Below are 11,644 nucleotides of genomic sequence, written 5' to 3'. Positions count from 1 at the left end.
TTTTTTATTGTCTTAGAATATAGGTTTACTCAGTTACAGGGTTATCTTGCTGTAAAGCCGTTGCTGATGGATCTTTAAAATAATTAAACAGCATAGCTAAAAATAAAATGACAGCAAAGCCCGTAGCTAAATAAAAACCGTAACGCACATGGCCAAAGTAATCGCTGATCATACCCATGAACAAGGGTGCTAAAGCCGCCGAAAGTGCGGTAAAAAATAATATCACGCCCGCCACAGCACCGTGCTGTTGCACTGCAAAGCAGGATATACCTTTAGAGTTTAAAGTCGGATAAACCATCGACATAAATAACCCCGAAAGCGGCAATAAACCCACAGCCCAATCAACGCCACCGAATAATGTACCGACATAACACAGCGCAATGCCTAAGCTTAAATAGGCCATAACACCTTGCCAGCTATAGCGGTTTAGTAACCATACGGCAATAAATCGCCCTGCGGCACGCAGTACAAAAAATATTGTCAATGCATAGGTTGCAAGTAGTGGCCAAGAGCCAGTGTAATCTTTTAACAGCGTAGGCATCCATACATAAATAGCAACCTCCGTGGCCACATAAAGGGCAATTGCCAGAGAAAAACCTAGCGCATACGGATTTTTGATCATTTTCATGGTGGTGGCAAGCGAAGTGGGCTTTGCTGTGGTTTTTACAACGGCTGGGTAGTCTGCACGCCACGCTAGTAAAGCGAGAATTAAACACATTACACCTGCAATAATGTACAGGTAAGTCCAGCTTACATTTTGCACCAGTAAGACGCCTACTAGAGCTGGCCCTACAATGGCGCCTATGCCAAAAAAGCCTTCTACCTTATTCATCGTTTTAGTGTGATCTTCGTTACTATGTGAAATATCACCAAGTAACGCAAGCGCACCCGTTTTAAATAAACCAATGGCTAAGCCTATGCAGCAAAGTAGCAATAAAAAGAAGGTAAAGCTGGTGCTAAACGCAAACAAGAAACAGCTCGCCGAAAATATTAAAAGGCCTAGCATGATGGTTGTTTTACGCCCTAAACTGTCTGCTAAAAAACCTAAAAACAATCCACTAAAAGCAATTAGCGCCATAGGTGCATAATGGAACGCGCTTGCTTGGGTCATGCTTAAACCAAACTCTTTAATAAGTTCAGGTATGATCATGCCCACCGCATCAGAAGTCATGGCAAACATAAAAAACATCATATATGTAAGCCAGCGTATTTGTTGCAACGGATCGCTGCTTACGTGTGTGTGTGATTTTGTCATGTACTTTTTTCCTCGTTAAATGCTCAGTTAACACTCAGTAAGTCAGTTAGTTACTTATTGTAGTATTACGTAAGCCACGATTTTTGTATGTAAAATTATTAAAAATTACTTGTAAATTCTCACTCGCTAGTTAAAGATATATCTTAATCGATTAAGTTTCAACATGGTAATCACACAATGATGAAGAATAAAGTTCAATTGATCACATACGCTGATCGGATCACTGGTCAAGATATCAACGCATTGACCACACTTTTAAATGGCCCATTACACGGCGTATTTGGAGGTGTGCACCTATTGCCCTTCTATAATCCAATTGATGGTAGTGATGCAGGCTTTGACCCTATTGATCATAGTGCCGTGGATGAACGGATCGGTACTTGGCAAGACATTCAAGTGTTAGGCGCAGACTATGATCTGATGGCCGATTTGATTGTAAACCACGTATCGGCGCAATCTTTTCAGTTTCAGGACGTACTGGCAAAAGGCAAAGCATCTTCGTTTTGGGATTTATTTTTAACTAAAGAAGATGTCTTTCCAAATGGCATGAGCGACGCCGAGCAAAAAGCGATTTATCGCCCGCGCCCTGGCAGTTGTTTTACTCCAATGCCATGTGGCGATGGTCAAACGTATGATTTTTGGACCACGTTTACCGATAATCAAATCGACATTAATGTTAAAGTTGCTGCGGGCATTGCGTATTTAAATAATGTATTAACGAAGTTCTCTGCTAATAACGTTAATATTATTCGTTTAGATGCGGCGGGTTACGCGATTAAGCAAGCCGGCACAAACTGCTTTATGCTAGATGAAACGTTTGATTATTTAGATAAGTTATCGGCGCAAGCTAATGCATTGGGTATGGAAACAATTGCTGAAATCCACAGCCATTATCAAACTCAAGTTGACGTCGCAAAGCGGGTCAATATGGTTTATGACTTCGCATTACCACCATTGATTTTGCACAGCTTATTTACCAATAACAGTGATGCACTTGTAAAGTGGTTAAATATTTCACCACGTAATTGCTTAACAGTACTCGATACCCATGATGGCATTGGTATTATTGATGCGGGTCCAATGGGTGATAAGCCAGGATTATTAAATGCAGCGCAAATTGATAATCTAGTTGAAACTATTCATGCAAATAGCAATAACCAAAGCCGCCAAGCAACTGGGGCTGCTGCCAGTAATGTCGACTTGTACCAAGTAAATTGCACTTATTACAATGCGTTAGGCGCAAATGATTTTGACTATTTAGTTGCGCGCGCGATTCAATTTTTTGCACCCGGCGTACCACAAGTTTACTACGGTGGCTTATTCGCAGCTGAAAATGATATGGCGTTACTAGCAAAATCAAATGTAGGTCGTGATATTAATCGTCCATATTTAGATGCTGATATCATTGCGCAGTCTCTTGCAAAGCCTGTTGTACAGGGATTACTAAAATTAATTGAGATACGTAATACTCACAGTGCCTTTACAGGTGAGTTTAGTGTTGAAGGTGATGACAATAGTTGTGCTTTAAAGTGGCTATTAAACGACAGTGAAATTGTCCTAAAAGTTAATTTTGCACGTCGCGAAGCGTTAATAATTGAACGCACTGGGAATGAGCAAATACTCACCTCACTAAATGATTTGTTAAACTAAGTTAACCTTACAATCAGTCACTTATCAGCCACTATGACCTAACTGTAATTGGTAGTTGATAAGTGCTTTTTGCTCTTTTTTGCTAATAAATAAATTAGCTGCTAATGCTCCTTTTTCTTCACTATTTTGATGAATAGTTGTTAATGTTGGCATAGAGCGCTGCGCTTCATCAATGCCATCAAATCCAACAATTCGCAATTCTTGGGGTATTTTTATACCTATTTTAACTGCTTCGCGAATTGCCGCGAGGGCAATAAGATCACTCATACAAAGTAATACATTGGGTCTAGGTATGCAGTTGAGCGCTTCTTTTGCTGCGATGCTTGCATAACGTTCGCTACTTTCTGGAATATTCCAAGTTCTATCGTCACCTAAGGTAATGTTAACTTCGCTTAATGCTTTTTGATAACCTCGTAATCTTTGATGTGCAATTGATTGACCGGCTTCGCATTCATGGTGCTCATATACACGACACAATACATTTTCATCTAATAACCGCAGTCCCAATATAGCGACCTGATCAGCACTGCTTTTTAATACGTGTTTGGCCACTTCATAACTAGCTTGTTCGTTATCTATGTTTACTGAGGCATTACGATCAATATCAAAATCAACGGTAACCACATGTTTGGGTACAATTTTTAATTGATCTACAAGTGATTGATTGCGCGGACGGCCATAACAAATAAAGCCATCAACAAAATCTAATACGCTGTTAAGGTTTTGACTATTTCCCGAAAATAATAATAAGTTAATATTGTTTTTTTCAAGGATAGAAGCCACACCACGCATAAAACTACTGGCCACAGGATCCGACACCATATACTCAATACTGTCAGGTAATACCAGCGCAACAATATTAAATTTACCACGGCGTAATGACTGCGCTGCTTTATTGGGGCCAAAATAGCCAAGCTCTTTACACGCCAATAAAATAGACTCGCGACGACTTTTTGATAGTTGATCTGGACGATTAAATGCATTTGAAACGGTGGCGTTAGAAACGCCTAATTCTTTGGCGATGCTTTTTAATGTCCAATGTTTTTTTTGGGTCATACGACTTCTCATGATAGTGAACGCGATTCACTAATAAATTACCATATTTCACGCTAAATCAAAGTGTTAATTATATTGTAGCGTGTATAGCAAGTTACGTAATTAGGTATTAGGAACAAGAATGAACTAGAAAGTGGTTGTTATTAATAATAAAGTACTGGCTTTTTTATATCTGCTAGCTTACTAACTCACACGTTATTGTTTGGGTGATTTTTCACAAAGTCGCCTTATCATTTATATCTTTACATATGTACCCTTTTTGATGGTAAAGTGCTGGTGTTTTCTATTTTGCTACAACTAATGAATTAAGTTTTTTTAGTTTTAGGCAAAGTATATTGTATGTAATGGCGATTATATGTTGCAAATTGCGTCCTCGATAACCCGTTCTGGATTGAAATAATAAAATTTATCAAAGGTAAATTATGAAAATGAATAGATTGATTTTGGCGTTACCGTTACTAGGGGCAAGCTCTATGGCGCTTGCTAATACGACCCATCAGCGCGTATTCAAGCCACAAGCTGCGATTGTTGAACGTGTGCATCATCATGGCGTTGAACACGGCCATAATGAAAAAGCACCAATAGCACAGCTGCAATCACAACCCCAAAAATTTAGTATGTTAATGATGCGTAGCCAAGCGGCCACAGTCAGCTGCGATTTAAATGCACTGGCTAATGCTAGTTCAACGAGCATTATTACTGAGCTTAAAAATCAAGGTAGTGGCTGTGTTAATGAACTATTTAGTGCATCAGCATCAACTCAGAGCCTAGTATTTAGTTCTGATAATATGTATGCGGTTGCTAATCATGCAAAGTCACTCTCACAGACTTATGCTGGCGGTGGTGACATTGAACTCGAGGCATTGTTCCTATATTTACGAGCTGGTTTTTATGCGGAATTTTACAACGACAACGTGAGCTTTAGCTCTTGGGTTACGCCTGCCGTAATTGATGCGATAGATGCTTTTGTAAACAACAGCCATTTTTATGACGATAATGACGGCCACGGTAAAACGCTTTCTGAAGTGATCATTACGATGGACAGCGCTGAACAGCAACATCGTTACTTGTATGTGGTGAAACAGTGGCTAACGCGTTTTAACGAAAGCTATGCTGCAAAATGGAATATACGCAGTGCGGTGAATGGTATTTTTACTTTGCTTTATCGCGGCCAGTGGAATGATGCATTTGTTACAGCTGTAGCTAGCGATACTGATTTAGTTACTAAGCTGAATGCATTTACCCAAAAGCAGTGGATGATTGACTCTGACGCACAATATTTAATTGTTAATGCAGCCAGTGAGCTTGCGCGCCTTAAGCAATATTCCGACACTGCTATTCAAGCTACTGTTGATACTGGCTTAAAAGCGGTTTTTAGTACTTATAACAGCTTTGGCTATGGTGATGCAGTATGGCTTGCGGCGGCAGATTCTGTCAGTTATTACGCTGATTGTAATGACTATGGTATTTGTGGCTTTGTTGATGAACTTACTCAGCAAGCGCTTTCGCAAAATTATAGCTGTAGTAGCACTATTAAAATTCGCTCACAAAATATGACTGCAGCACAACATACAGCTGCATGTGCTGCAATGGGCGCAGAAGAAGGTTTATTTCACACTAAACTTGCCACCAATAACGCCCCAGTTGCCGATGATAACAATAGTTTTTTACAAGTAAATATATTTGATAGCAGCGATGATTATAGTAAATACGCAGGTGCGATTTTTGGCATTAACACCAATAATGGCGGCATGTATTTAGAAGGTGACCCCGCAGTTGTGGGTAATCAAGCAAATTTTATTGCTTATGAGGCGAGCTACGCCAATGCTGAGCATTACGTGTGGAATCTAGAGCATGAATATGTGCATTACTTAGATGGTCGTTTTGACTTATATGGAAACTTTAATTCACCAACTGAAGATATTGTGTGGTGGTCAGAAGGCGTTGCAGAATATGTTGCTAATCTTGATAATAATGACGCCGCTAAAAATACCATCAGTGATGGTTCGCGTTATACCTTAGCGCAAGTATTTGCCACTAACTATGACGGTTTTGATCAAGACCGTATTTATCGCTGGGGTTACTTAGCTGTGCGCTTTATGTTCGAACGCCATTACAGTGAAATTAATGCCATGCTTGCAGATACACGCATTGGTAATTGGAGTGCTTATAAAGCGAAAACTGTGCAGTGGGCAAATAATTATGAAAACGAGTTTGTACAATGGTGTGATGACTTAGTTGCAGGTACAACCACTAATACGCCACCAATCGCATACATCAATGGACCTTATGCCGGTATGCAAAACAATGAGATCAATTTTACGAGCAATGGCAGTATTGACAGTGACGGCTCAATTGTTAGTTATCAGTGGAGCTTTGGTGATGGCAGTAGTTCTAATCAAGCAAACCCGGTGCATACTTATACAACATCAGGACAATATAGCGTATCGTTAACGGTTGTTGATAACCAAGGTGCCAGCCAAACCGCATCAACATTGGCTAGTATTGAAGAGGATAGCAGCGTTGGTAACGGCGAGTTGATAAACGCTCAACCAATGACTATTGCTGGCGAGCAAGATGAGCTGTTGTATTTCAGCTTTGATGTACCGCAAGGTGCCAGCGACTTAGTGTTTAGCTTAAGTGGTGGCACGGGCGATGCTGATTTATATGTGAGTTATGCTGCTACACCAACAATGGATAGTTATGATTGTCGTCCTTATGTCGGTGGTAATAGTGAACAATGTGTAATAAATCCTGCGCAAGCAGGTGTTTATCAAGTAATGATTCGTGGCTATAACATGTTTGATAATGTGAAATTAACCGCTTCATACACAGGAGTAAGTAGTAGTGTACCTGATGCATGTGCTACCCAAGGTAGTCGTAGCAATGGCCGTTTAAATGACGGTGAAGTGATTTGTTTGGGTAACAGCGATCCTATGTGGTTTAGTATTGCTGACGTACAAAGTCAAAGTGGTGTGGCGATAACTACCGCTAATGGCAGTGGCGACATCAGCCTAAGTTATTCAAACAGCAGCTGGCCAAATGGCAGTAATGAACAGGCTCAGTCCAGTAATAGCGGCAATAGCGAATGTATTTATATTAGTGATCAAAGCCAATATTGGGGTTATTTAAAGGTGTCGGGCAATAGTACTGGTGCAAGTCTAGTGGTTGATTTTAATAGCCAAGGGTGTCGTTAAAATTATCATATTAAAAAAGTAAAGCACCTACAGCAAAGCCCATCTATATGGGCTTTTTTAGTGTTGTAACTTAAGCGTTAAAGTGAGTTTAGATTGCTCGTTTATACACCGCGAGTGGATGCGAAGTACTTAACGATACGTGCACGCTATCGCCAGGGTATACAACGACTTCGTGGCTTACGCGGCTAGTAACCACTGTTTTACAGGCAAGCTCTACTGCACATAAACGACTCCCTCCTTCAAAGCGTACCCATACGACCACACCGTTGTTGCCGATCTCACCTTGTACTAGCATTACATCGTCGGGGCGAAGTAGGACATCCACCTCACCTTGTTGGCAATCTACGCCCTGAGCGGGCACATTGCCGATGGCTGTAGTTGCTTGATTATTCTCAAAAAAACCGTTAATGAAACTTGCTTCACCTAAAAAACGTGCAACAAAGCGATTGTTGGGCACACTAAAACAACGCTCAGGAGTATCAAGTTGCTGGATTTTTCCGGCCTTGAGCACACCCACACGATCGCCTATTGATAAAGCTTCTTCTTGATCATGAGTCACCCAAATTGCAGGCACGCCAGCTTTTTTCAGGGCATTTCGGATATCCCAGCGCAGCATATCTTTTAGTGCCGCATCAAGGTTTGAAAGCGGCTCATCAAGTAACACAAAGTCAGGTTGGTGGGCAAGGGTACGTGCTAGTGCAACTCGTTGTTTTTGACCGCCTGAAAGGGTGGCTGGCTTTTTATGACGAAAGTCATCAAGACCCAGTAGGGCTATCCAATGATCAGCAACGGCGGTATCTTTTAAACGAAAGCCAATGTTTTGCTCAACGGTTAAATGAGGGAATAACGCAAAGTCTTGAAATACCATACCTACGCTGCGTTTCTCAGGTGGCACAGTCAATTTAGGGGTAGCCTGCCATTTACCTAAGTTAATTTCACCTTCGCTAATAGGAATTAGTCCGGCGAGCGCTTGTAAAATTGTGCTTTTACCACAGCCCGTAGGGCCTACTAGCATGAGAATTTCACTTTCACCAAGCAACAAATTTAGGTCGCTTACTACACGGTTACTGCCATAATCTATAGACAACTGGCTTACAGATAGCATTTGTATTTAAATCCTCAATGTTCGAGTTGGTTACGTTTTTCGCCAGACATCATAATAGCTAAACCGCACGCAGAAATCAGTACTAACAATAACCCAGGAATAGCAGCACGACCAAAATAGCCCGCCTCATAAACACGCCATAAATAAGTCGATAGTGTTTCAAAGCCAGTTGGGCCAAGTAATAAGGTTGCTTCTAATTCACGCATGGATTCTAAAAATACTAAAGCGGCACCGGCTATGATCCCACGCATTGTTAGTGGTAAAGTTATGCGGGTAAATGCTTCGCGCGGACTGGCGCCTAAGACCCGCGCAGATTTAACTAAACTTGGATCAAGGTGCTCAGTGCTAGTGCGCACAGAGCCTACCGCTAAGGGTAAAAAACGCAGCATATAGGCAATGATCAACAGCCCTAATGTTTGATATAAAAACGGCAATTGCAAACCACCGTAAACTAGCGCGGTGCCCATTACAATACCTGGAATACCAAAACCAAAGTAAGTAACACGCTCCATGATACGACCCGCTTTACCGCTAAGTGCAGCATGGGCAACAGGGATAGCTACAATCACCGCAACCACTGCAGCAATGGCTGAGGCATACGCTGAATTCCACGCGATGCTAAAATCAAATGAGCTAAAGCCATCACGTGCTAACCACAGCGAAAATATCGCCAGAGGTAAGCCAATGGCTAATAATAAAATAGGCGCAAAAGTGGCAAACATAGCCGCTAGTTGCAACTTACTAGGAAACAAAATTAATGGCCGGCCATGGCGTTCGCTAGCCGTTTTAATTTGTGACTCAATCAACAGTAAAAAGCCCACAATCACCAACAACTGTAACGATAACATTGCTGCACGACTTAACTCAAACGCATTGTACTCGACATAAATAACCCGGGTAAAGGTATCAAGGCGCATCATTGCAGGTGTGCCAAAGTCAGACAAAGTATACAGTGCAACCAATAACGAACCTGCGGCAATGCCATTTACTACACGGGGTAAAATGACTTTAAATACACTTTCGGTCATCGACATACCTAAGGTGCGGGCCGCATTAACCATGCTTGCATCAAGACTAAGTAAAGATGAGCGGGTAGTCATCATTACAAATGGAAATGTGTAAAGAGTCATGACAATAGCTGCGCCGCTGAGTCCATCCATCGATGGCAGTTCAATACCAAGTAGATTATGTATCTCTCCGCCGGAGCCAAAAGCCGCATAAAGCGTAAATGCACCAATGTAACTGGGAATGGCTAGAGGCGCGGCAAAAAACACCAACCATACTTTTTTAAACGGTAAGCGCACATAAGCGCTGATAAATGCTAACGGTACTCCGATTAAAATAGAACCAATGACCGTTAATACCATCAAGGACAAAGTATTGCCGAGAATACTTAAATTATGATTATCAAACAAAGAGCTGGCATCAGTGGCCAGCGTTATTAAAATAAAGATAGGAGATAAAACAATAAGCGCTGCAAGCAGCGCCATTGGGTAAGAAGCTGGTAGTCGCATTACAGTACGCCGCTATTTCGCATCAAAGCTATGGTTGGCCGAAGATCAGCTAACTGTGTTAAGTCCACTTTGGGTGGTGAAATATTGGCTAAAGATGGTAACCCTTCAGGTAGAGGGACACCATTTACCAGCGGAATTTCATAGGCTTCACGAGCCAAGTAACCTTGCACTTCGATGCTTAATAAATAGCGCATAAAGTGAGTGGCAAGAGGGTCGTCGTTCAATGCCAAAATACCTGATGCATTGACTAAACAGCCAGCATCTTGTTGGGTAAATGCTAAATCAAGTTTGGCATCTGGTTTGCCTGATTTTAAACGTAAGGTGTAATAGTGATTAGCAAAACCAATATCCACTTCACCACGTTCAACGGCCATTACTACACCCAACTCACCGGCATAGGTTTTAGCACGCTTCTTAATCTTTTTCAGCCATTTCGCTGTTTTATCGTCACCTTCGAGAATACGCATTGCCGTTACAAATGATTGAAACGATGCATACGCAGGTGCCCAGCCAATGCTTAAGTCACTATCAGCAATGTCCATAATACTGGTTGGAATTTGCTCTTTGGTCAAACGCGAAGTGTTATAGGGTATGGTGCGCACACGACCGGTGACAGGGGCCCAATCTTTATAGCGAAACTGTGGTTGCAACTGCGCTGATAAATCACTCGGAATAGGTTGTGCAAGGCCGGCATCTGAAACCAAGCCAATAGCGCCAGAATCAACAGCCCAAAACAAATCGGCTCTACGCACCCCTGCTTTTGCTTCAGCAACAATGGTATTGGCTAAAGCTGCTGTAGGACCACGACGAATGCCTAGTTTAAAGTTGGGGTTTCTGTCTTGAATTGCTTGTAGCACATTTTCATACAAACCACCTTCACCACGACCTAGGTATAAGGTCAGCTCACCTTCAAGTTTAGGTAAGTCATCAACAGAAACTGGGTTTGCTATGTTGGCAGCTAGTGCGCGAGAAAGAGGCAATGGTAATGCACCGATTGCCCCAAACGCAGCTAGGCCTTGTATAAAGGTCCTACGCTTCACTTAAAATACATCCTTACGTGCTTTTTCGGCTTTTTCGAGTAATACCTTGGCGCGGTCTAATTTAGTGTGCATGCTACTTACCACATCGCGTACTTCATCAACACTTTTGTTATCTGAAATTGCTTTTGGCAGTGTCACGTTAAAATCTTTTTCTAATATTTCAACAAGTTTGGCATCTTGTTCGATAAGTGTGCCTTCAACACCTTCAAATAGGTGAAGGTAAGTATCGTGCACAATGCTGGTTGCTTCATCACTTAAACGCTCTGCATATTTGGCAATGACACGATCAAGTTTATGTTTAATTTCATCGATTGTAGCACTTTGAGTCATGCTTGTGGTTGCAGTTGCTTTAACGTTTGCAAGCAAACCTTTTTGTTGAAATTGCGCCGCTAGTTTAACTGCGCCAAGACCTTGCCACAAGGCAGCATTCATCGCTTGTTGTTCTTTACGAGCTTCAGTCGCCGGCTTGTTATTATCAATGGCCATTTTTACGCCATAAATACCTTGCCAGATTGACGCATATACCGGCACAAAATTTGTTTCAATCGCGCTGTGAAACTTCACTGATTCCCAATACTCGATTAGGTCATCGCTTTTTACTGCTTTTACGCCTTTGCTTTCATAGTCGCTTACCATGGTATCGACTTTGCCGATCATCCATTCAACTTCTTCTGAGTAATCTTTGATATTTGCTTGTAAGTGATTTACATGTTCGCCAATAGGGCCATTAGCAAATGCAGGTTGCGCAACAAATGCTGATACTAAAAGAAGGCTCACACCTAAGGTTGTTGCTGATTTAAATAATGCTTTCATGAAAGTGGATCCTA

The 11,644-nt window shown here is 41.6% G+C and carries 8 protein-coding genes; 2 read left to right on the top strand and 6 right to left on the bottom strand.

Annotated elements, in window-relative coordinates; genetic code table 11:
* Positions 1-25 precede the first annotated feature (25 nt).
* Positions 26-1,255 carry a sugar MFS transporter gene (locus H5200_RS01490; RefSeq protein WP_149981806.1) on the bottom strand — a complete coding sequence of 410 codons (1,230 nt, stop codon included), beginning with the start codon at positions 1,253-1,255 and terminating at the stop codon, positions 26-28.
* A 177-nt stretch (positions 1,256-1,432) separates the two neighbouring features.
* Here H5200_RS01490 and gtfA point away from each other — a divergent pair, with 177 nt between their 5' ends.
* Complete coding sequence (gene gtfA / locus H5200_RS01485; protein WP_182760782.1) at positions 1,433-2,905, top strand: sucrose phosphorylase; 1,473 nt, start codon at positions 1,433-1,435, stop codon at positions 2,903-2,905.
* Positions 2,906-2,929: 24 nt separating this feature from the next.
* On the opposite strand, the gene H5200_RS01480 is transcribed toward gtfA, so the two are convergent.
* Positions 2,930-3,961, bottom strand: a complete 1,032-nt coding sequence (locus H5200_RS01480; protein ID WP_149981804.1) for a LacI family DNA-binding transcriptional regulator — start codon at positions 3,959-3,961, stop codon at positions 2,930-2,932.
* A gap of 422 nt (positions 3,962-4,383) precedes the next feature.
* On the opposite strand from H5200_RS01480, the gene H5200_RS01475 reads away from it, so the two are divergent.
* A complete protein-coding gene (locus H5200_RS01475) occupies positions 4,384-7,158 on the top strand; it encodes a collagenase (protein ID WP_182717625.1) in 2,775 nt (924 codons plus the stop codon).
* 88 nt (positions 7,159-7,246) lie between these two features.
* Here H5200_RS01475 and H5200_RS01470 read toward each other — a convergent pair whose 3' ends face one another.
* Genes H5200_RS01470 through H5200_RS01455 form a run of 4 tightly spaced genes read right to left on the bottom strand, consistent with a single transcriptional unit; the run spans position 7,247 to position 11,630 of the window.
* Positions 7,247-8,263 carry an ABC transporter ATP-binding protein gene (locus H5200_RS01470; protein WP_182760781.1) on the bottom strand — a complete coding sequence of 339 codons (1,017 nt, stop codon included), beginning with the start codon at positions 8,261-8,263 and terminating at the stop codon, positions 7,247-7,249.
* A gap of 14 nt (positions 8,264-8,277) precedes the next feature.
* Positions 8,278-9,777, bottom strand: coding sequence for an iron ABC transporter permease (locus H5200_RS01465; protein ID WP_149981801.1), 1,500 nt, complete (start codon positions 9,775-9,777; stop codon positions 8,278-8,280).
* Positions 9,777-10,817 carry an extracellular solute-binding protein gene (locus tag H5200_RS01460; RefSeq protein ID WP_145234493.1) on the bottom strand — a complete coding sequence of 347 codons (1,041 nt, stop codon included), beginning with the start codon at positions 10,815-10,817 and terminating at the stop codon, positions 9,777-9,779. The genes H5200_RS01465 and H5200_RS01460 overlap by 1 nt, the downstream gene beginning before the upstream one ends.
* Entirely contained in the window at positions 10,818-11,630 is an 813-nt protein-coding gene (locus H5200_RS01455) for a hypothetical protein (RefSeq protein ID WP_182717622.1), read from the bottom strand.
* Positions 11,631-11,644 lie beyond the last annotated feature (14 nt).

The organism is Pseudoalteromonas sp. SG43-7, from assembly GCF_014164295.1.
In the GTDB taxonomy this organism is placed as follows: domain Bacteria; phylum Pseudomonadota; class Gammaproteobacteria; order Enterobacterales; family Alteromonadaceae; genus Pseudoalteromonas; species Pseudoalteromonas rhizosphaerae.
The sequence above is the reverse complement of the archived record's forward strand: the minus strand, read 5'-3'. Positions and strand labels throughout refer to the sequence as shown.

Bases quoted from the DNA above. Each gene is read 5' to 3' on its own strand.
- H5200_RS01490 (WP_149981806.1), bottom strand. From the start codon at position 1,255: ATGACAAAATCACACACACACGTAAGCAGCGATCCGTTGCAACAAATA.
- H5200_RS01465 (WP_149981801.1), bottom strand. From the start codon at position 9,777: ATGCGACTACCAGCTTCTTACCCAATGGCGCTGCTTGCAGCGCTTATT.
- H5200_RS01455 (WP_182717622.1), bottom strand. From the start codon at position 11,630: ATGAAAGCATTATTTAAATCAGCAACAACCTTAGGTGTGAGCCTTCTT.
- H5200_RS01470 (WP_182760781.1), bottom strand. From the start codon at position 8,263: ATGCTATCTGTAAGCCAGTTGTCTATAGATTATGGCAGTAACCGTGTA.
- H5200_RS01475 (WP_182717625.1), top strand. From the start codon at position 4,384: ATGAAAATGAATAGATTGATTTTGGCGTTACCGTTACTAGGGGCAAGC.
- gtfA (WP_182760782.1), top strand. From the start codon at position 1,433: ATGATGAAGAATAAAGTTCAATTGATCACATACGCTGATCGGATCACT.
- H5200_RS01480 (WP_149981804.1), bottom strand. From the start codon at position 3,961: ATGACCCAAAAAAAACATTGGACATTAAAAAGCATCGCCAAAGAATTA.